17 protein-coding genes are annotated in these 20,480 nt (G+C 64.5%); all 17 read right to left on the bottom strand.

The features are described 5' to 3' along the window. Positions 1–68: 68 nt before the first annotated feature. On the bottom strand, positions 69–1,007 hold the full coding sequence (gene lpxC, locus CK222_RS26615; protein ID WP_095802422.1) for a UDP-3-O-acyl-N-acetylglucosamine deacetylase: 939 nt from the start codon (positions 1,005–1,007) through the stop codon (positions 69–71). A gap of 423 nt (positions 1,008–1,430) precedes the next feature. Continuing rightward, on the bottom strand, positions 1,431–3,086 hold the full coding sequence (gene ftsZ / locus CK222_RS26610) for a cell division protein FtsZ (protein ID WP_067329056.1): 1,656 nt from the start codon (positions 3,084–3,086) through the stop codon (positions 1,431–1,433). 67 nt (positions 3,087–3,153) lie between these two features. After that, positions 3,154–4,461, bottom strand: a complete 1,308-nt coding sequence (gene ftsA / locus CK222_RS26605; protein WP_095802421.1) for a cell division protein FtsA — start codon at positions 4,459–4,461, stop codon at positions 3,154–3,156. Further along, a complete protein-coding gene (locus CK222_RS26600) occupies positions 4,458–5,399 on the bottom strand; it encodes a cell division protein FtsQ/DivIB (protein WP_067329052.1) in 942 nt (313 codons plus the stop codon). The genes ftsA and CK222_RS26600 overlap by 4 nt, the downstream gene beginning before the upstream one ends. Then, entirely contained in the window at positions 5,387–6,313 is a 927-nt protein-coding gene (locus CK222_RS26595; protein WP_095802420.1) for a D-alanine--D-alanine ligase, read from the bottom strand. Before CK222_RS26595 ends, CK222_RS26600 begins: the two co-directional genes overlap by 13 nt. Before the next feature lie 310 nt (positions 6,314–6,623). Further along, positions 6,624–7,589 (bottom strand): UDP-N-acetylmuramate dehydrogenase, encoded by a 966-nt coding sequence (murB, locus tag CK222_RS26590; protein WP_095802419.1) that lies wholly within the window; start codon positions 7,587–7,589, stop codon positions 6,624–6,626. Next, positions 7,586–8,992 carry a UDP-N-acetylmuramate--L-alanine ligase gene (gene murC / locus CK222_RS26585; RefSeq protein WP_095802418.1) on the bottom strand — a complete coding sequence of 469 codons (1,407 nt, stop codon included), beginning with the start codon at positions 8,990–8,992 and terminating at the stop codon, positions 7,586–7,588. Before murC ends, murB begins: the two co-directional genes overlap by 4 nt. After that, positions 8,989–10,113, bottom strand: a complete 1,125-nt coding sequence (gene murG, locus CK222_RS26580; RefSeq protein ID WP_095802417.1) for an undecaprenyldiphospho-muramoylpentapeptide beta-N-acetylglucosaminyltransferase — start codon at positions 10,111–10,113, stop codon at positions 8,989–8,991. The genes murC and murG overlap by 4 nt, the downstream gene beginning before the upstream one ends. A gap of 6 nt (positions 10,114–10,119) precedes the next feature. Continuing rightward, positions 10,120–11,271, bottom strand: coding sequence for a putative lipid II flippase FtsW (gene ftsW, locus CK222_RS26575; protein ID WP_067329044.1), 1,152 nt, complete (start codon positions 11,269–11,271; stop codon positions 10,120–10,122). Next, a complete protein-coding gene (gene murD / locus CK222_RS26570) occupies positions 11,271–12,671 on the bottom strand; it encodes a UDP-N-acetylmuramoyl-L-alanine--D-glutamate ligase (protein ID WP_066990739.1) in 1,401 nt (466 codons plus the stop codon). Before murD ends, ftsW begins: the two co-directional genes overlap by 1 nt. Before the next feature lie 9 nt (positions 12,672–12,680). Beyond that, positions 12,681–13,763 carry a phospho-N-acetylmuramoyl-pentapeptide-transferase gene (gene mraY, locus CK222_RS26565; RefSeq protein WP_095802416.1) on the bottom strand — a complete coding sequence of 361 codons (1,083 nt, stop codon included), beginning with the start codon at positions 13,761–13,763 and terminating at the stop codon, positions 12,681–12,683. A 20-nt stretch (positions 13,764–13,783) separates the two neighbouring features. Then, positions 13,784–15,217: a UDP-N-acetylmuramoylalanyl-D-glutamyl-2,6-diaminopimelate--D-alanyl-D-alanine ligase gene (locus CK222_RS26560; protein ID WP_095802415.1), complete on the bottom strand. Its 1,434-nt coding sequence runs from the start codon at positions 15,215–15,217 to the stop codon at positions 13,784–13,786. Then, the gene (locus tag CK222_RS26555) at positions 15,214–16,668 is read right to left on the bottom strand and encodes a UDP-N-acetylmuramoyl-L-alanyl-D-glutamate--2,6-diaminopimelate ligase (protein ID WP_095802414.1); all 1,455 of its coding nucleotides are present in this window, start codon (positions 16,666–16,668) and stop codon (positions 15,214–15,216) included. Before CK222_RS26555 ends, CK222_RS26560 begins: the two co-directional genes overlap by 4 nt. Before the next feature lie 54 nt (positions 16,669–16,722). Next, the gene (locus tag CK222_RS26550) at positions 16,723–18,447 is read right to left on the bottom strand and encodes a penicillin-binding protein 2 (RefSeq protein ID WP_066990727.1); all 1,725 of its coding nucleotides are present in this window, start codon (positions 18,445–18,447) and stop codon (positions 16,723–16,725) included. Then, positions 18,444–18,839 (bottom strand): hypothetical protein, encoded by a 396-nt coding sequence (locus tag CK222_RS26545; RefSeq protein WP_066990723.1) that lies wholly within the window; start codon positions 18,837–18,839, stop codon positions 18,444–18,446. The genes CK222_RS26550 and CK222_RS26545 overlap by 4 nt, the downstream gene beginning before the upstream one ends. A 4-nt stretch (positions 18,840–18,843) precedes the next feature. Continuing rightward, the gene (gene rsmH / locus CK222_RS26540; RefSeq protein ID WP_095802413.1) at positions 18,844–19,860 is read right to left on the bottom strand and encodes a 16S rRNA (cytosine(1402)-N(4))-methyltransferase RsmH; all 1,017 of its coding nucleotides are present in this window, start codon (positions 19,858–19,860) and stop codon (positions 18,844–18,846) included. Beyond that, positions 19,857–20,315 (bottom strand): division/cell wall cluster transcriptional repressor MraZ, encoded by a 459-nt coding sequence (gene mraZ / locus CK222_RS26535; RefSeq protein WP_095783823.1) that lies wholly within the window; start codon positions 20,313–20,315, stop codon positions 19,857–19,859. Before mraZ ends, rsmH begins: the two co-directional genes overlap by 4 nt. Between the last annotated feature and the right edge of the window lie 165 nt (positions 20,316–20,480).

Genomic DNA, 20,480 nt, shown 5'->3' with positions numbered 1-20,480 from the left:
GATTTCACGGGTTTGTGATGCATTTGCGCAACACCGGCTTCGCTACAAAGCCAGAAAATCGTTAAAAATCAGATGACCCAGGGCGCGTAGACCGGTCCGCTGACGGCGATCATTTCGGCGACCCGGCCGCGCTCGCGGCGCCGCGTCTCGACGATCTCGAAGGCCGTACGGTCCGAAAGCAGGCGGCGCAGCGCCGCCGCGTTCATCCGATGGCCGCCACGATAGGAGCGGAAGCAGCCGATGAAGCGCGCGCCGGCAAGCGCCAGGTCGCCCATGGCGTCCAGCGTCTTGTGGCGGGCGAATTCGTTCGGATAGCGCAGTCCGCCGACATTGATGACGCGGTTGTCGTCGCCGATGACCAGCGAGTTCTCCAGCGACGACCCGAGCGCGTAGCCGGCGGCCCACAGCCGCTCGACATCCTTCATGAAGCCGAAGGTGCGGGCCCGCGCGATGTCGCGGCGGAAGATGTCGGGGTTGATATCGGAGGCGAAGAGCTGGCGGCCGATAGCTGGGCTCTCGAAGTCGATCTCGACCTCGAATCGCGTGCCGTCATAAGGACGGAACTCGGCCCAGGATGCACCGGCTTCGACGCGGATCGGCTTGACCACGCGGATATAGCGGCGCTTCACCGAAAGCGTCTCGATCCCCGCGTGGTCGAAAGCTTCGACAAAGGCCACCGCGCTGCCGTCGAGAATGGGAACTTCCGGACCGTCGATCTCGATGATGAGATTGTCGATGCCAAGTCCGAACACCGTCGCCATGAGATGTTCGACGGTTCCGATATGCTGGCCGACCGGATCGCCGAGCATGGTGCACAGGTCGGTGGCACCGACCTCGGAGACGAGCGCGCGGAACTCGCCGCCATTCGCGAGGTGGAACACGATGCCGGTATCGGCGTCGGCGGGCAGGAAATGAACGGTGACGGGCTTGCCGCTGTGGACGCCGGTGCCAGTCAGCGTCACGCGCGCCTTAACTGTCGTCTGATAGTCGTGCAAGACAAACCCCATAAGCCCAAACCGCCTGTGTCCGCTTGTCAGCCTTAGGCATTATCGGCCCGACGGATCATCTGGCCTGCGCGCAAAAGCGGCGAATGAGCAAGGCAGCGGCTCTGATGTATCGGCAGGCAGGGCCAACTCCCCGAATCCCGGCAAACCGACTTTAGTCCGACGCGAAGATAGTGGCCCGTCTGGGAGACTCCAAATCACGGTTTCTTACCCCGTGTAACCACTGCCCTGAGCGAAAAAACACTCGTAATGCGTTGTTTTTTCTATAACTTTTAAAGGCAACAGACAGACGATCTCTCGCCCGCCTGTTAACAGCTGTTATATATCGTTAGTGTATGTTCTGCCCGAAAGTGCACAGCGGTTTTGGGAGAACGACATTATCAAACATTGCTTAAAGCGCGCCGCATAGGCGGCGCGCTTTAACGATTAGTTCGCCTGGCGACGCAGGAACGCCGGGATCTCCAGCTGGTCGTCTTCCTGCACCGTGCGGCTTTGAGGCGTGAGGCGCCCCTGGTCGTCGAGCTGGCCGCGGCGCGGCGCATAGAGCTGCGGGTCCTGGCTGGCGAGGCGGCGCATTTCCGGTGCCGCCTGGCGCAGTTTCGGCTCGCGCGGCTGCGCCGGCTGCAGCCGGGCCGGCTCTTCCTCGCGGCGGGTCAGGCCGTTGGTCAGCCGCTTGATCAGCCCCATCGGTCCGCTGTTCTCATGATCCGCAGGGCGGCTCTTGGCCTCCACCTCGGCCCTCACGACCGGTGGAAAGTCCTCGACGCGCGGCATGCGCTGCGGCGCTGCAGCCACAGGCTGCGGCATCTCGCGCTGCGGCGCGGGCTGCATGACCGGCTGCTGGGCGATCGGCTGCGGCTGAGGCTGGGCCGGCGGAGCCTGGAAGATCTTGCTCTGCGGGCGGAAGTCGTCGACCGGCGCGGGGCGCGGCTGTGCCATCGCGGCGGCGTTCGCCTCTGCAAGCTGGATCGCCTCGGCAACCGGATCGACGGCGCGCGGCTCGTAGGCCTGCTGCTGAACCGGTGCGGGACGGCTTTCCTGAACAGGTGCCGCGGGACGGGCGACCGGCTTCTGCGGCGCGCGGATGGAGATTGGCGCCGCGGCGATTTCGGCCGCCGACTTGTCGATGCCGGTAGCGACCACCGAGACGCGGATCACGCCTTCCAGTTCCTCGTCGAAGGTGGCGCCGAGGATAATGTTGGCGTCCTGGTCGACCTCCTCGCGGATCCGGGTCGCGGCTTCGTCGACCTCGAACAGGGTGAGGTCGCGGCCGCCGGTGATCGAGATCAGCAGGCCCTTGGCGCCCTTCATCGAGGTCTCGTCGAGCAGCGGGTTGGCGATCGCCGCCTCGGCGGCGGCCATGGCGCGGCCCTCGCCCGAAGCCTCGCCGGTGCCCATCATCGCCTTGCCCATCTCGCGCATCACCGAGCGGACGTCGGCGAAGTCGAGATTGATGAGGCCTTCCTTGACCATCAGGTCGGTGATGCAGGCAACGCCGGAGTAGAGCACCTGGTCGGCCATGGCGAAGGCATCGGCGAAGGTGGTCTTGTCGTTGGCCAGCCGGAACAGGTTCTGGTTGGGGATGACGATGAGCGTATCGACGCATTTCTGCAGTTCCTCGATGCCCATGTCGGCCGTCTTCATGCGGCGCTGGCCCTCGAAATGGAACGGCTTGGTGACGACGCCGACGGTGAGGATGCCCTTTTCGCGCGCCGCGCGGGCAACGACGGGTGCAGCGCCCGTGCCGGTGCCGCCGCCCATGCCGGCGGTGACGAAGCACATATGCGTGTTGGACAGATGATCGATGATCTCGTCGATGCACTCTTCCGCCGCCGCGCGGCCGACTTCCGGCTGCGAGCCGGCGCCGAGGCCTTCCGTGACATGCGCGCCGAGCTGAATCAGCCGCTCAGCCTTCGACATCGTCAGCGCCTGCGCGTCGGTGTTGGCCACCACGAACTCGACGCCGCGCAAGCCGGCTGTGATCATGTTGTTGACCGCGTTGCCGCCGCCGCCGCCGACACCGAACACGGTGATGCGTGGCTTAAGCTCGGTGATGTCCGGCTTCTTGAGATTGATGGTCATAGTCTCCGTCCTTTGCCTTTCCCGCCGCCTCGCCGCTGCGGCCGCCTTTGGGGCTGTCCCCGTCAAATTAAAAACTGTCTCTCAACCACTGACTCATGCGATGCAGTTTTCCGCCCGTTCCGGTCATCCTGAAACCGGAAAGTCCTTTCGCCGAATGGCTCTCGAAGCTCGCCATTTGAGGATAGATCAGAAGCCCGACCGGGGTCGAAAACGCCGGCCCCTTGGCCGCTTCCGGCAGGCCTGCCACGCCGAGCGGCCGGCCGATGCGCACGTTGCGCCCAAGAATGCGGCGCGCCGCCTCCGGCAGGCCCGCCAGTTGGCTGGCGCCGCCGGTGAGGACGACCCGTTTGCCGACGGCGTTGCCGTAGCCCGATTTGTTCAGCCGGTCGCGCAAAAGCTCGAGCGTCTCGTCGATGCGCGCCCGGATGATCCGCGTCATCACCGAGCGCGGGATCTGTAGCGGCAGCTCGCCCTCCTCGCCGATCGGCTGGATGGAAACCAGGTCGCGGTCGTCCGCACTGCCCGGCAGCGCAGAGCCATGCATCACCTTCAGCCGCTCGGCGGCGTCGAGCGAAGTCGACAGCCCCTTGGCCATGTCGAGCGTCACATGATTGCCGCCGATGGCGATGGCGTCGCCAAGCACGAACTTGCCTTCCGAGAACACCGAGATCGTGGTCGTGCCGCCGCCCATATCGATGCAGGCCGCGCCCATTTCGAGCTCGTCGTCGACCAAAGCCGCGAGACCGCTGGCATAGGGCGTCGCCACCATGCGCTCGACCGACAGATGCGAGCGGTTGATGCAAAGCTCGAGATTGCGCATCGGCGCAGCATCGCCGGTCAGCACATGCATATCGACGCCCAGCGTCTCCCCGACCATACCGCGGGGATCCCGCACGCCGCGCTCGGCATCGAGCGAGAAGCCGACGGGAAGCGAATGAACCACCTCTCGCTCGGCCCGCAGCGCCTGCTTGGCGCCGGCAGCGAGCACGCGCTTGATGTCGGCTTCCTCGACCTGATGGCCGCCGAGATTGATGGTTGCCGAAAAGGCCTCGCTCTTCAGCCGGCCGGCCGTCATGTTGACGATAAGGGAATCGACGGTGAGCCCCGCCATGCGCTCGGCGGCGTCGACAGCGAGACGGATGGCATGCTCGGCGCGGTCGAGATCGACCACGACGCCCGACTTAACTCCCTGCGACTTCTGATGGCCGATGCCGATCACCTGGATGCGATGCGAGCGTCCGCGCAACAGCTTGCCGTCCTCGCGCGGCTTCAGCTTCGCCACCACGCAGCAGACCTTGCTCGAGCCGACATCGAGCACAGTCAGCGTGCCCGACCGGCGCGAAGAGGCATCACCGCCGCCGCCAAGCCAGCTCATATCTTCGTCTCCGGCTTGCGTTTCGTCAGGGTCTTCGGCTTGTCGCTGAGCGCGGCTTCGCGCTGCGTCGCCGCTTCCGGCGAGAGCTCGACGACCAGGCGATCGGACAACCGCATGTCGACGGCAGCGATGTCGCGCGTCAACAGTCCGTTATCATGGTCAAGCTTGACGAGCTCGGCGATCGCCTGATCCTCGCCGTCTTCCGGCAGCTTCACGGTGATGCCGTTCTCCAGCTTGAGATCCCAGCGCCGCTCGCCGACACGGATATAGCCTTTGACCCGCGCCGCCAGCTCGGGATAGCGCTTGATCCTCTCGAGGAAATCCGGCGCCTTGGCCGGCGCGCCCGTGCCGATGATCAGCGGCAGCAAAGCCTGCTTGCCGCCCGAGAACGGCGCGATCACCTCGCCCGACCGCTCGATGACCGAAAGCGAATTGCCCTGCTGCCAGAGCGCGAAGGGCTCACGTTCCTCGACACGGACCTCGAGCGTGTGAGGATAGATCTTGCGCACCGCTGCAACCTCGACCCAAGGCAATGTCGCGATGCGCTCGCGCGCAGCCTCGGCATCAAAGCCGATCAGCGACGTCCAGCCATCGAGGCCGAGGCGGTCCAGTATATCGATCTCGGAAGTCTGGCGATTGCCGACGACCTTGATCTGGTCGACGGCAAAACCGGTTCGGGCCGTCACGCCCTGCACGATGCTGTCGGCGTAGCCGCCGAGATAGGCCCCGTAGGCTCCGGCGGAAGCCAACAAGGCAGCCGAGAGGATCGCAGCCGAGAAGCGCGGCGCCTCGTACTCGCCATCGCAGAGACGGGCAAGCAAACGCACCGGCCGCCGCAGCTGGCGCGGCAACACGAAATGGTCGAACGACAGCGGCACGCCGAACAGCGCAGGCCCAGTCCCGCGACCTTTGCCCTGGCCCCACCTCAACGCAGACACGAAGCGTCCTCCACCATCCAACTCAACAATTCGCCGAACGAATGCCCCGCTTGCGCGGCGATTTCAGGCACCAGAGACGTCGGCGTCATGCCCGGCTGGGTGTTGATCTCGAGCCAGACAACCTCGCCGTTTTCGGAGTGACGGTCGTCGTAACGGAAGTCCGACCGGGAAACGCCCCGGCAACCGATAGCAAGATGAGCCTTGAGGGCCAGTGTCTGTATTTTTTGGTAAATATTCGGTGAAATTTTTGCAGGGGTTTCGTGTTTTGATCCACCCGGGACGTACTTTGAATCGTAGTCGTAGAAGGAATGACCGGTCGGGATGATTTCACAGACCCCGAGCGCCACGTCACCCATCACCGCGCAGGTCAACTCGCGCCCGTGGATGTAGCGCTCGACCATGACGATCTCGCCATACTTCCATTCGGACGAGCCGATGACTTGCGGCGGATGCGACTGCCCCTCGTGCACGATGACGACGCCGAAGCTCGAGCCTTCATTGACCGGCTTCACCACGTAAGGCGGCTTCATCGGATGCTTGTTCTGGACGGAGAAGCGGTTGACCACCTTCGATTCCGCGACGGGAATGCCGGACGCCTTGGCGACCTTCTTGGCCTGCTCCTTGTTCATGGCCAGCGCCGAAGCGAGCACGCCCGAATGGGTGTAGGGAATTCCGAGATATTCGAGAATTCCCTGGATGGTGCCATCCTCGCCGAACGGGCCATGCAGCGCGTTGAAGGCGACATCGGGCTTGAGCTCGGCAAGCAGAGACCCGACATCGCGCGAAACATCGACGCGGGTGACCTGATAGCCTTCATTCTCGAGCGTATCCGCACATGCCTTCCCCGACGACAGAGACACGGGCCGCTCCGAGGAAAATCCCCCCAGGAGAACAGCCACATGCTTCTTCTTCATCCCGCCTTCCCCTTTCACGCCGGGCCTGCAACCAATATTTCCGCACGCAACATTTCCGCACATTGAGTCCGAGTCTTCCGGCAGGTTGCCCCCCAGACGGAAAACGCGGGTAACGCGTCAAACGACTCAAATCAGGAAACGCTTTAGAGCAGAGAATCAGAGAGTTGATTCCCTGGCAAGTACCTATGATTCCGAGAGATTCACTTTCCGCGAAAACGGGCGAGAAAAGTGTGTTGTTGAGTCTTTGCGGTAACGCTTGACGGCGTCGCCGACGACGCAAGTTCAAGCACTACTTGAACATCACAGCGAGCTAAAGAAGCTGGCCCAGGAACTCCTGCACCGCGTGACCCGGCCGGAAGTTGCCCAGCCGCTTGATCTCCCAATGCAGGCGGATGCCCGAATTTTCCAGCACCCGCGCGCGCACCGTCTCGCCGAGATATTCGAGATCGTAGCCGGTCGCCGTGCCGGTGTTGATCATGAAGTTGCAGTGCATCGGAGACATCTGCGCGCCGCCGATCATCAGCCCGCGACAGCCGGCCTTGTCGATCTCTTTCCACGCCGACGAGCCTTCCGGGTTCTTGAAGGTCGAACCGCCGGTCTTCTCGCGGATCGGTTGTACCGTCTCGCGATGGTTCTGCACGGCGTCCATCGCCGCCTTAATCGCAGCCTTGTCTTGCGGGATGCCCTCGAAGATGGCCGAGGTAAAGATCAATCCGCCAGGCGCCGACGAATGGCGGTAGGCATAGCCCATATCCGCATTGCTCAGCGTATGGACATTACCTGCGCGATCGAGCGCCCGCACCTCGACCACGCGCTCGCGCGTCTCGACGCCATTGGCGCCAGCATTCATCCTCAGCGCCCCGCCGACAGCGCCCGGAATGCCGTGATAGAAATGGAACCCGCCGATGCCGGCTTCATAAGCCACGGCGGCCAGGCGCTTGTCCGGCGTTGCCGCGCCAGCCTTGATGGTGGTCGATCCCGTGACTTCGGCCTCGCCAAAGCCCTTGGCGGAGAGCCTCACCACAAAACCGGGGATGCCGCCGTCGCGCACCAGAAGGTTTGAGCCGACGCCGACGACCGTGATCGGGATTTCCTCCGGCACCGCGCGCAGGAAGGCCGCGAGATCCTCCTCGTCGGCCGGCTGGAACAGCGCTTCCGCCAGCCCGCCGGCACGGAACCAGGTGATCTTGTCCATCTCGGCATTGGGCGTGACGCGGCCGCGCAGGCCGGCAAGCTTGTCGCCGAGCTTGTCGATCAGGTCTTGGCCGCGCATCATGAGGGGGCCCCACCGAGTTCCTTGGGCAGCGCATAGGCCCATTGCGTGATGTTGCCGGCGCCAAGGAAGATGACGAAGTCGCCCGGCTTGGCAAGTTCGCGGACGGCCGGCGCGACCGCCGTCGGGCCTTCGATATAGCGCGCGTCGCGATGGCCGCCGGCACGGATGCGCGACACCAGCGCGTCCGAGGTCACGCCCTCGATCGGTTCCTCGCCGGCCGCGTAAACGGGCGCCACCATGACCGTGTCGGCATCGTTGAAGCAGACGGAAAACTCATTGAACAGATCGTGCAGCCGGGTGAAGCGGTGCGGTTGCGCAATCGCGATGACGCGGCCCTTTGTGGCCCCGCGCGCGGCCTTGAGCACCGCCGCGATCTCCACCGGGTGGTGGCCGTAATCATCGAAGACCTCGACGCCGTTCCAGGAACCGGTGTGCGTGAAACGCCGCTTGACGCCGGCGAAGGATGACAGGCCTTTCTTGATGGCTTCGGCGGACAGACCGAGCTCGTGCGCGACCGCGATCGCCGCCGTCGCGTTGGAGACATTATGGCGGCCGGGCATGGGCAGTCGCAGACCTGTGATCGTCGTCGTGCCCCGTCCCTTGCGGTCGCGGATCACCACGTCGAACTCGGATGTAGCTCCGTCCATGCGATGATTGGCGAAGCGCACGTCGGCCTGGGCGTTCTCGCCATAGGTGATGACGCGCCGGTCCTCGATGCTGCCGACCAGCGCCTGCACCTCCGGATGGTCGGTGCACATCACGCCGAAACCGTAGAACGGTACGTTCTCGACGAACTGGCGGAAGGCCTCGCGTACCTTGTCGAAGCTGCCATAGTGGTCGAGATGCTCGGGATCGATGTTGGTGACGACGGCGATGTCGGCCGGCAGCTTCAGGAACGTGCCGTCGCTCTCGTCGGCCTCGACCACCATCCACTCGCCGTCACCCATGCGGGCATTGGTACCATACGCGTTGATGATACCGCCATTGATGACGGTCGGATCGAGCCCGCCGGCTTCGAGCAGCGTCGCGACCATGGAGGTGGTCGTCGTCTTGCCATGCGTGCCGCCGATGGCGACCGCCTGGCGGAAGCGCATCAGCTCGGCCAGCATCTCGGCGCGGCGCACGACCGGCAGCAGTTTCTCGCGCGCCGCCCTGAGCTCGGGGTTGGATTTCTTGATGGCGGTCGACACCACGACCACCTCGGCCTCGCCGATGTTCTCGGCCTTGTGGCCGACGAAGCATTCGATGCCCTTGTCGCGCAGCCGCTGCACATTGGCGCCGTCCGCCTGGTCCGAGCCCTGCACCTTGTAGCCGAGATTGTGCAGCACCTCGGCAATGCCGCTCATGCCGATGCCGCCGATGCCGATGAAATGCACGAGGCCGATCGTCTGCGGCATCTTCATGCGCGCGTCCTCCTGTAGTCGGAAACCGTTTTGCCGGACGCAATAGCCTCTGTCAGATCGGCGAGCAACCGCGCCGCGTCGGGTTTTCCGGCCGAGTGGGCAGCCGCAGCCATTGCGGTCAGCCGGCCGGGATCCTCCATCAGCCCGCCGACCAGCGCGGCGATCCGCTCGGCCGAGAGCGTCGATTGCTGATGGACCTCGGCCCCACCGGCGGCGGCAAGTGCCGCGGCATTCGCCGCCTGGTCGTGATCGAGCGCATGCGGGTAAGGCACCAGCAGCGCCGGGCGTCCGATGACCGCGATCTCCGATACGGTCGAGGCACCGGACCGCGACATCACCAGATGTGCGGCCGCCATGCGCGCCGCCATATCGGTGAAGAAGGGCGAGACCTGCGCGTCGACGCCGAGATCGGCATAGGCGGTCTTCACTCGCGCCACGTCTTCCGCGCGCGCCTGCTGGGTGATCGCCAGCCGCTTGCGCTGCGCTTCGGGCAAAAGCGCTATCGCCGCCGGCACAGCATCGGAAAAGAACTGCGCACCCTGGCTGCCGCCGAAGACCAGGAAGCGGAACGGCTCGCTGGCATCCGACGCGACATAAGGCGATTTCGCCGCTTCAAGTATCTGCGGCCTCACAGGATTGCCCGTGGTCACCGTCTTGGCGCCGGCCGCGCTTTCCCCCTCCGGCAGGAAACCGCCGGCAATCGCATCGACCCGGCTCGACAGCGCCTTGTTGGCACGGCCCATGACGGCGTTCTGCTCATGGATCAGCGTCGGCACCTTGCGCCGTGTCGCCGCATAGAGCGGCGGCAATGTCGGATAGCCGCCGAAGCCGACGACGACGTCGGGCTTGATCCTGGCGATGACACGCCCCGCTTGCCGCACGCCTTGCCAGATCGCCCAGAAGGCGGCGAGCACGGCGAAGGGATTCTTCGAGCCCAAAGTCGCCGAGCGGATGGAGTGGATCGCGGCGGCGGGAAAGTGGCCGGAGTAGCGCTCCGCGCGGCGGTCGGTGGCAAGATGCACCTCCCAGCCCCGCTCGATCAGCTCATGCGCAAGCGCCTCGGCTGGGAACAGATGTCCGCCCGTTCCGCCGGCCGCCAGCAGGATGACACCCCTCGACATCCCGCCTCATTCCGCCGGCATGGCGCGCTGCGAGAAGGCGTAGCCAATCTGCTTGCGCTTTTCGGGATGCCTGCGCGTCAGCGCCAGCACCATGCCCATCGAGACGGCAATCGCGATCTGCGAGGAGCCGCCGTAGGAAATGAAGGGCAGCGTCATGCCCTTGGCCGGCATCAACTGTAGGTTCACGCACATGTTGATGGCCGACTGCAAGCCGAAAATGGTGACGAGCCCGCCGACGGCGTAACGGGTGAAGTCGTCATGCTCCTTGAGCGCGATGCTCAATCCGCGCAGCACGATGAAAGCGAAAATCGACATGATGAAGAAGCACATGATCAGCCCGAACTCCTCGCCCGCGACCGAAAACACGAAGTCGGCGTGGCTGTCGGGGATGACCCGCTTCACCGTGCCCTCGCCTGGGCCGACGCCGAACCAGCCGCCATTGATCAGCGCCTCGCGGCCCATGTCGACCTGGAAAGTGTCGCCTTCGCCGGTGAGGAACTTGTCAATGCGGGCGGCCACATGCGGAAACACTGTATAGGCCGCGAACACGCCGCCGACGCCGGCAGCCCCCAGCGCGACGATCCAGAACCACGGCAGGCCGGCCATGAAGAACATCACGCCCCAGGTGCCCAGCACCAGCATGGTCTGGCCGAGATCCGGCTGCGCGATCAGCAGCGAGATCACCAAGGCCAGCAGCAGCATGGCGAACAGATTGCCGGGAATGTCTGGCTGGCGCTTGTGCTCGGCAAACAGCCAGGCGCAAATGATGACAAAGGCCGGCTTCAGGAACTCGGACGGCTGGATCGAGAGCCCGGCCAGCGATACCCAGCGCCGCGCGCCCTTCACCTCGACGCCGATATAGAGAACCGCCACCATCAGCACCAGCATGATGCAGATCATCGCCAGCGACATGCGCCTTATTTGTCGCGCTTCCAGGAAGGAAACCGCGAGCATCACGACGAGCGCCGGGATGGTGAAGATGATCTGTCTTGTGGCGAAGTGGAAGCTGTCGAGACCGATGCGCTCGGCGACCGCCGGGCTTGCGGCGAAGGACAAGACGATGCCGAGCCCCATCAGCGACAGAAATGCCGCCAGGAACCAGCGATCGATCGTCCACCACCAGGTTGCGACCGGACTTTTGTCGAGACGGCTTTGCATCAACGTGGCCCTCCGATGGGTTTCACCCCATCAATAGCAGTCGCAGCTTGCCTGAAGGCTTCGCCGCGAACCTCGAAATTCTTGAACTGGTCGAAACTGGCGCAGGCCGGCGAAAGCAGGACGACGGCCTCGCCGCCGGTGTCGCCCGCGGCGTCATGGGCGGCGTGCTCGACCGCGGCCGCCAACGTTCCGGAAATTTCGTAAGGCACCGCCTCGCCGAGCGTGGCGGCGAAAGCGGGAGCGGCCTCGCCGATCAGATAGGCCTTGGCGATGCGTGGGAAGAAACCGCGCAGCGGCTCTATCCCGCCTTCCTTGGGCAGGCCGCCTGCGATCCAATAGATGCGGTTGAAGCTCGACAGCGCGGGAGCCGCCGCATCGGCATTGGTCGCCTTGGAATCGTTGACGAACAGCACATGATCCTTGCGGCCCACCTGCTCCATGCGGTGCGCCAGCCCCGGGAAGCTTTCCAGCCCCGCCTGGATCTCGCCGAGTTCCAGCCCGACCCTGAGGCAGGCGGCCACGGCGGCGAGCGCGTTCTGCGCATTATGCTGGCCGCGCAGCGAGCCGATGCCTTCCAGGAATGCGATGCGGCTGTAGCGACCGTGCACGGCTTCCATCAGATTCGTGCCGTCAGCGAAATAGCCGTCGGTCAGCGGCAGGCGCTTGGAAATGCGGATCACTTGCCGGCCTGCCCGCTCCAGCCGGTCGGCGATCTGGGCGCACCAGGAATCGTCGACGCCGATGATCGCGGTGTCGCTGCCGGCGACCAGCCTTTCCTTGATCGAGGCGTAATGGGCCATGGTGCCGTGGCGGTCGAGATGGTCGGGCGTCAGATTGAGCAGGATGCCGGCGGTCGGATTGATCGAGGGCGCGAGATCGATCTGGTAGGAAGAGCACTCCACCACATAGTGCCGTTCGGCCTCGGGCGGATCGAGCGTCATGATCGCGCGGCCGATATTGCCGCCCATCTGGGTGTCGCGTCCGGCCGACTTCAGGATGTGCGCCGTCATCGCTGTGGTCGTCGATTTGCCGTTGGTGCCGGTGATCGCGACGAAGGGTGCGGCCGGCGCGCGCTGGATGCGCTCGCGGCAGAACAGCTCGATATCGCCGATCACCTCGACGCCGGCGCCGCGCGCCAGTTCCACCGTCCAGTGCGGCTTCGGATGCGTGAGCGGCACACCGGGCGACAGGACGAAGGCCGCAAAGCGCGACCAGTCGGCGCCGCGCAGGTCGCCGGTCGCGATCCCGGCGGCTGCTGCCTTGGCGACGCTGTCCGGATTGTCGTCCCAGGCGAGGATCTCGGCGCCGCCGGCGATCAGCGCATGCGCGGTGGCAATCCCCGACCCGCCGAGCCCGAAGAGCGAAACGCGTTTGCCTGCAAATGAAGCGGCGGCGATCAAGCGGGCATCCTATCTGAGCTTGAGGGTGGAGAGGCCGACCAGCGCCAGGATGACGGCGATGATCCAGAAGCGGATCACCACCTGGCTTTCGGTCCAGCCGAGCTTTTCGAAATGGTGATGGATCGGTGCCATCAGGAAGACGCGCTTGCCGGTCATCTTGAAATAGCCGACCTGGATGATGACCGACAGGATCTCCACCACGAACAGGCCGCCGACAATGACCAGCACGATCTCGTGCTTGGTGGCGACAGCGATGGTGCCGATCAGGCCGCCCATGGCAAGCGAGCCGGTGTCGCCCATGAAGATTGCGGCCGGCGGTGCGTTGAACCACAGGAAGCCGAGGCCGGCGCCGATGACGGCGCCCAGCACGACCGCCAGTTCGCCGGTGCCGGGAACGAAATGGATCTGCAGATACTCGGCGAACACCGCGTTGCCGGAAAGATAGGCGATGACGCCGAACGACGCCGCAGCGATCATGATCGGCACGATCGCCAGCCCGTCCAGACCGTCGGTCAGGTTCACCGCATTGCCGGCGCCGACGATCACGAAGCAGGAGAACGGCACGAAGAACCAGCCGAGATGGATCAGGAATTCCTTGGCGAACGGGAAGGTCAGCGACGACGAGAACGGCGCCTGGCCGTTATGCATGATCACCCAGGCCGCGATGCCGGCGACAACGAATTCGATCGCCAGCCGCGCCTTGCCGGAGAAGCCCAGATGCGACTGTTTCGTCACCTTGAGATAGTCGTCGTAGAAACCGATCGAGCCGAAGCCGACGGTGACCAAAAGCACCACCCAGACATAGATGCTGGAGAGGTTTGCCCACAGAAGCGAGGAGCCGATGATGCCGGACAGGATCATCAGCCCGCCCATCGTCGGCGTTCCGGCCTTCTTGAAATGCGTCTGCGGTCCGTCGGCGCGGATCGGCTGCCCCTTGCCCTGGCGAAGCCGCAGCGAATTGATGATGGTCGGTCCGAATATGAAGACGATCAGCGCCGAAGTGATCAGCGCACCGCCGGTGCGAAAGGTGATGTAGCGGAAGACATTGAAGGCCGAGATCTTGTCCGCGAAATCAACGAGTAAAGTGAGCATCGGTCCCCCGGATCCCGACCTCAGGTCGGTTCAATGGTTGCGGCTTCCGCCGGAAATTTGCCGAGCAATGCCTCGACCAGCTTTGAAAAGCCGATGCCTTTCGACGACTTGACCATCACCACGTCGCCCGGCCTGATCGCCGACATGACGACGGGCTTCAGCTCTTCGGCTCCTGGCCGGTACTCGGTTTCGACATCCGAAGGCAAAACCTCGGCCAGTGCCCGCATCTCCGGGCCGCCGAGAAAGACCTTACGCGTTTCTGTGCCGACAATAAGTTCGGCAAGGGCCGCGTGGAGCTTCGCCGAATGGCTGCCGAGTTCCAGCATGTCGCCAAGCACGGCGATGCGCCTGCCCTCGCCCGATACCGGCGTGGCGTTGAGCAGCGCCATGGCTGCCGCCATCGACGCCGGATTGGCATTGTAGCTCTCGTCGATCAGCGTGATCGGACCGTTCGGATGGCGCAAAATGTGGCGCCGGCCGCGCCCGCGCTCGGCCGAAAGATCGGCGAGCGCCGCCGCGACCTTGTCGAGATCGGCGTCGACCAGTTGCGCGGCGCCAAGCACCGCCAGCACATTCTGCACGATGTGGCGGCCGGGCGCCCCCACACGGGCCGTCACGTCCCTCTTGCCGATCTTGACCGCGATATCGGAGTGATCGGCATAAAGGTCGCAGCCAATAAGACGAAAGGCCGAGCGGGCGTTCTCGCCGAAGCCGAAGACATGCTCGACACCTGCATCCTTGGCCACTTTCCCGAGCAGCTTCCAACGCGGATCGTCGCGATTGAGCAGCGCGGCGCCGCCGGCCTCTATGCCCTCGAAAATCTCGGCCTTGGCCATGGCGATCTCGTCGAGATTCTTGAAGAAGCCGAGATGGGCGGCCGCGATCAGCGTGACGATCGCGACATGCGGCCTCACCATCTTGACCAGCGGCCTTATCTCGCCCGGATGATTCATGCCGATCTCGAAGATCGCGTAGTCGCAGTCTGCGGGCATGCGCGCCAAGGTAAGTGGCACGCCCCAGTGATTGTTAAACGACTGCGCCGAGGCGTGCACCTTGCCGACCGCCGACAGCACATGGCGCAGCGCTTCCTTTGTGGTCGTCTTGCCCGCAGAGCCGGTCACCGCGATGATCTTGGCCCGTGAGCGAGCGCGCGCCGCAATGCCGAGCTTTTCCAGCGCCGCAAGCACATCCTGCACGACGATCATCGGCGCCGTCAGCCGGCCAAGGGACGGCAGCTTGCCCTCGGCCACCACCAGCACCGCAGCGCCCGCCTTCACTGCAGCGGTTGCGAAATCGTGGCCGTCCATCGTCTCGCCCTTGATGGCGAAGAAGGCGTTGCCCGGCTCGAGGCTGCGGCTGTCGATCGAAATGCCGGTGATGCCTTCCGGCAGCGAGCCGATCGGCCTGCCGCCCATGGCCTCGACAAGCGCTTGCGACGTCCACAGCAAGCTCATGCGGCGCGCTCCTGGAGCGCCTCGCGCACTTCCTCATGATCGGAAAAGTGGAAGGTTTCGGTGCCGATCGTCTGGCCTTCCTCATGCCCCTTGCCGGCGACGATCAGCGTATCGCCTGCATGGAGCATGGCGACGGCCTCGTGGATCGCTTTGCGGCGGTCGCCGATCTCGATGGCGCCGGGCGCCGCGGCAAGGATTGCCGCGCGGATGGTTTCGGGGATTTCCGTGCGCGGATTATCGTCGGTGACGATGACGACATCGGCGAGCCGGGTCGCGATCTCGCCCATGATCGGCCGCTTGCCGCGATCGCGGTCGCCGCCACAGCCGAAGACGACAACGACCCGGCCCGTGGTGAACGGACGAACCGAGGTCAGGACATTTTCCAACGCGTCGGGCTTGTGCGCGTAGTCGACATAGACCGGAGCGCCGGCGGCCGTCGTGCCCACAAGGTCGAGGCGGCCCGGCGCACCTTTGAGTTTCTCCAATGCGGCCAATGCCTTATCAACGGATGTTCCAGTCGAGATGGCGAGGCCGGCCGAAACCAGCGCGTTGGCGATCTGGAAATCACCTGCCAACGGCAGGTCGATCTCGTGAAGCACACCATCGGCCTCCACCTCGGCTCGCTGGCGCCGCCGCTCATGCTCGACGCGCTTCAGCGTCAGGAATTCGCCGTGGCGGCCGACGGTCAGAACATTGAGGCCCGCTGCCCGCGCGGCATGAACCGTCGGCTGCGACCAGGGATCGTCGGCGAAGATCACGGCCGGCGCCCCCTTCGGCAGCAGCGTGTCGAACAGACGCAGCTTGGCACGATGATAATCCTCAACCGTCGGATGGTAATCCATGTGGTCGCGGCCGAGATTGGTAAAGCCGCCGGCGGCCAGTTTGACGCCGTCGAGCCGACGCTGGTCGAGACCATGGCTGGAAGCCTCCATCGAGGCGTGCGTTACCCCTGCCTCCGTCAGTTCCTTGAGCAACTCGTGCAGCGCGACCGGATCGGGCGTAGTCAATGAGCCATATTCGTTGCGGCCCGGCGCCACCACGCCGGTCGTGCCGATCGAAGCGGCGGCAAAACCTGCCTGCTCCCAGATCTGGCGGGTGAACGCGGCAACCGATGTCTTGCCGCTGGTCCCGGTTACGGCGACCATCGTCCGAGGCTGCTTGCCGAAGAAGCGCGCTGCGCTCAGCGCCAATGCCAGACGGGGATCATCGACGGCAAGAACCGGGATCGACAGACCGGAGATTGTATTGCCTTTGGCCGCCACGATTGCGGCAGCGCCGCGGCCGGCGGCATCGGCGGCATAGGTCGAGCCATCAGCCTTGCTGCCGGCGAGCGCGAAAAAAACGACGCCCGGTCTTACCTGGCGGGAATCGGAGGAGAGACCGGTAACCTCCAGATCGGGGGAAGCTGTTCCCTCGACAGGCAGGATACCGGCTAGATTTTTCAGATACATTGAGTCCCGTTCACCGCAACAAAATAGCGCGCAGTTGCCGGCGCGCCCCAAGAATCACTGATATGAAACCAGCGTTGCACCATTTTCATGGCTGAAATCTGGCTTCACGCCAAGCATCGAAGCCGCACGCCTGATGATGTTGCCTGCCATGATGCCGGCATTCGAGGCGGCGGTGGCGCCCATGCCGGGCTTTTCCGGCTTCGGCTCATCGGCGATGGTCAGCACGATATATTGCGGATCGTCCATCGGAAAGGCGGCGACGAAGGCGTTGAAATTCTTCTCTTTCGAGTAACGACCGTTGACGACCTTTTCCGCCGTGCCCGTCTTGCCGCCGACGCGGTAACCCGGAACCCTGGCGCTCTTGCCCGAGCCTTTCTCGGCGTTGAGTGCGTAGAGATAGCGCATCCCTTCCACCGTTGTGTCCTTGACCACCCTTTTGGCCACCTCCATCGCCTGCTCGGCCGTGCGCGGCAGAAAAGTCGGCTCGATCAAATAGCCACTCATCAATGCGGCGCAGCCGACGGCAGTCTGCAGGGGCGTTGTCGAGACGCCATGGCCGAAGGCGATGGTGATCGAATTGACCTGCTTCCATACTTTCGGTTCGGTCGGGCGCGCCACTTCCGGCAATTCCGTCTGCATCTTTTCGAGCACGCCTAGCCGATGCAGGAACTCGCGATGCCCTTCGATGCCGACAGCCTCGGCTTCTTTGGCCGAGCCGATGTTGGACGAATAGATGAACACTTCGGGCACCGAAAGCACACGGCCTTTGCTGTGGAAGTCATGGATGGTCTGGCGGCCGATCCTGATCGGGCGCGACGCATCGAAGCGACTCTCCAGCGTCACCTTGCCGGAATCGAGCGCCATGCCGGTGGTGAAGCTCTTGAAGGTCGAGCCCATCTCGTAGAGCCCGGCCGACATACGGTTCAGCCGGTCCTTTTCCTGAGCATTGTAGGGATTGTTGGGGTCAAAATCCGGCACCGAGGCCATGGCCAGGACTTCGCCGGTCTTGATATTGAGGACCACCGCGCCGGCCGCGATCGCGTGAAACCGCTCCATGCCGGTCGCCACCTCGTCGCGCACCACATGCTGGACGCGCAGGTCTATCGACAGCTTCACCGGCTTCAGATCCCTAGCCACCGCCAGTCCTGACGCCTGCAGATCGGTCAGGCCCTGGTCATCGATGTACTTCTCCATACCGGAGATGCCCTGATTGTCGATGTTGGTGAGCCCGACAATGTAGGATGACGTTTCGCCGCTCGGATAGAAGCGGCGCTTTTCGGTGCGGAAACCGAGACCCGGGATGCCGAGCGCCATGATGTCGGCCTGCTGCTTCGGCGTCAGCTGCCGCTGCAGCCAGACGAAGCCGGCGCCGCTCTTCAGCTTGTGATAAGTCTGCTCGTAGTCAATCTCGGGAAGTACGGTCGAGAGCTTCTCGATCGCCTCGTCGGCGTCGACGATACGGCGCGGCTCGGCGAACAGCGACGCCGTCTTGATGTCGGTCGCCAGCACCTCGCCGTTGCGGTCGACGATGTCCGGCCGCGATGCAGTGACGCGGCTCTGCGGACCACCCGAATTGTCCGGATTCTGCAGGCCGAGATAGACCAGTCGGCCGGCAATCGTCGAATAGATGGTGAAGAACACCGCCATCGTCATGACGATGCGGGTCTTGGCCTTGCCGCCGGTTGCCTTGCGGGCGGCGTCGACGACGATCGAGCCGTCCTCAGCTGCCTTGCTTCGGCGCTTCAGCAGGTTGCCGATCCCTGGAAGCCTGCTGATCATTGCACGGTGCTCCCGGTCACCACCGGATCCTTGCCGTCCGACGGCCCTTTGCCCGAATTGTCGGCCATGCCGCCGAGCGGCTGCGACGACAGGTCCTCGATATTGAGCGGCTTCATCGGCACGTCGTCGAGCCCGCCGATTTGGTGGGCGTTGAGCGGCTCGAGCCCGAGCTGCGACTTGTAGATTTCGGCAAGCTTCTGCAGCCGCGCCGGCTGGGTGAGCAGGCTCCAGTCCGCCTTGAGAAGATCGATTGTGTCTTCCTCGTAGCGGATCTGCGCCTGCAGCTTCTGCACCGCCGCCAGCTGGTCCTCGGCCTCGCGCTTGGTCTTGTAGGTCAATGCCGCCGCCGAGACCATTACGGCGATCAGGACTATATCGCTGGTGCGAAACACGTGCTTACCTCTCCCCCGGCCGCTCGACGGCGGGAAGCTTTGGAAGGCCGAAAATCGAAAAGTCGCCGGCGCGCGCAGGCGCGCCGGTGCGGATTGCCGCGCGCAGCCTCGCCGAGCGCGCCCGCGGATTGCCGGCGATCTCGGCCTCTCCCGGCGTCACCCCGCCGCCGGATTTGCGGAAGGTCGCCAGCCGCGCCGGCGCGTCCGGCATATGACGCGATCCGCTGGCCGCATCGGCGCGATCGGCGATGAAGCGCTTGACGATGCGATCCTCCAGCGAATGAAAGGTCACGACGGCGAGCCTGCCGCCCGGCTTCAGCACCCGCTCGGCGGCGAACAGCGCGCTCGCCAACTCGCCGAGCTCGTCATTGACGAAGATGCGCAGCGCCTGAAAGACGCGGGTGGCGGGATGGATCTTGTCCTTCGGCGCGCGGCCGACATGGGTGGCGATGGCGTCGGCAAGATCGAGCGTGCGCTCGAAGGGCCGCTTCTCGCGCCGGGCCTCGATCATGCGGGCGATGCGGCCGGCATGCCGCTCTTCGCCGAGAAAGCCGAAGATGCGGGCAAGGTCGCCCGCCTTGAAGGTGTTCACGACGTCGGCGGCGCTCAGGCCAGCCTGCGCCATGCGCATGTCGAGCGGTCCGTCGGCGCGAAAGGAAAAGCCGCGCCCGGCCTGGTCGAGCTGCATCGACGAGACGCCGATGTCGAGCACGACGCCGTCGGCGCTTTCGACATGCTTGTCCAGGGTCGAGAACGGCTCCTGAACGAGCTTCAGCCTGCCGCCGGCCTGCTGTTCCAGAGCCTTGCCCGCGGCGATCGCATCCGGATCACGGTCGATGGCCACGACCGAGGCGCCGCGCTCGAGGATGGCGGTGGTGTATCCGCCGGAGCCGAACGTGCCGTCGACGATCGTCTCGCCCGCCTTGGGTTCAAGCGCCTCCAGCACTTCGGCAAGGAGGACCGGAATGTGACGGACCAGTCCGCCAACGGCGTGAGGATCATCGCCGTGGCCAGTCATCATTCCGGTCGCTCCCCGGGCTTCGTCCCCTGCCGAAGCTGCAAAAGCCTGGCTCGAGCCTGCGCCCCATAGGCGGCAAGCCGGCCCGGCTCCCAGATCTGGAAGAAATTGCCGCGGCCGACAAAGGCCACCTCGTTCGAGATGCCCGTGTGCTCGCGGATGAAATCGGTCATCGTGATGCGGCCGTCCTGGTCGAGTTTCAGGAACGTCCCGTCGCCATGGCAGAAGAAGGACATATCGTCCGCCGTCTGCAGGAAGGGATCTTCCAGCGCGATCCGCTGCTCGTAGCGGTCGAGCAGATCGAGCCCGCCGACGTCCATCGCCGGAAGGTCGAGGCAGCGTAGCGCATAGAGTTCCGCATAGCCACGTTTCTGCACGACCGAACGGAAATGCGCCGGAACGGATACCCGCCCCTTCGCATCGATCCTGTTTACTGCGTTTGACAGAAATCGGTCCACTACGCCTTACAGCCGCTGTCGCCGCCGCACCCCTGCCCATGTTTTTCTCCGCGCCGCCGCGCATCGCCTCGCGACAAATCGCTTCATTCACCAAGGCGAAAACCGGCAAACGCGCAGCCGCCGCGACTGCCCGATTGGCGTACGCTTCACCCTGACGCGGAACGA

Source organism: Mesorhizobium sp. WSM3866 (assembly GCF_002294795.1).
Taxonomy (GTDB): domain Bacteria; phylum Pseudomonadota; class Alphaproteobacteria; order Rhizobiales; family Rhizobiaceae; genus Mesorhizobium.
This window is presented reverse-complemented; position numbering and strand designations above follow the sequence as displayed.

Bases quoted from the DNA above. Each gene is read 5' to 3' on its own strand.
- CK222_RS26595 (WP_095802420.1), bottom strand. From the start codon at position 6,313: ATGAAGAAGAAGCATGTGGCTGTTCTCCTGGGGGGATTTTCCTCGGAG.
- CK222_RS26560 (WP_095802415.1), bottom strand. From the start codon at position 15,217: ATGAGCTTGCTGTGGACGTCGCAAGCGCTTGTCGAGGCCATGGGCGGC.
- rsmH (WP_095802413.1), bottom strand. From the start codon at position 19,860: ATGATGACTGGCCACGGCGATGATCCTCACGCCGTTGGCGGACTGGTC.
- ftsZ (WP_067329056.1), bottom strand. From the start codon at position 3,086: ATGACCATCAATCTCAAGAAGCCGGACATCACCGAGCTTAAGCCACGC.
- murG (WP_095802417.1), bottom strand. From the start codon at position 10,113: ATGTCGAGGGGTGTCATCCTGCTGGCGGCCGGCGGAACGGGCGGACAT.
- murB (WP_095802419.1), bottom strand. From the start codon at position 7,589: ATGATGCGCGGCCAAGACCTGATCGACAAGCTCGGCGACAAGCTTGCC.
- mraY (WP_095802416.1), bottom strand. From the start codon at position 13,763: ATGCTCACTTTACTCGTTGATTTCGCGGACAAGATCTCGGCCTTCAAT.
- CK222_RS26555 (WP_095802414.1), bottom strand. From the start codon at position 16,668: ATGTATCTGAAAAATCTAGCCGGTATCCTGCCTGTCGAGGGAACAGCT.
- murC (WP_095802418.1), bottom strand. From the start codon at position 8,992: ATGAAGATGCCGCAGACGATCGGCCTCGTGCATTTCATCGGCATCGGC.
- ftsW (WP_067329044.1), bottom strand. From the start codon at position 11,271: ATGCAAAGCCGTCTCGACAAAAGTCCGGTCGCAACCTGGTGGTGGACG.
- lpxC (WP_095802422.1), bottom strand. From the start codon at position 1,007: ATGGGGTTTGTCTTGCACGACTATCAGACGACAGTTAAGGCGCGCGTG.
- ftsA (WP_095802421.1), bottom strand. From the start codon at position 4,461: ATGAGCTGGCTTGGCGGCGGCGGTGATGCCTCTTCGCGCCGGTCGGGC.
- CK222_RS26550 (WP_066990727.1), bottom strand. From the start codon at position 18,447: ATGATCAGCAGGCTTCCAGGGATCGGCAACCTGCTGAAGCGCCGAAGC.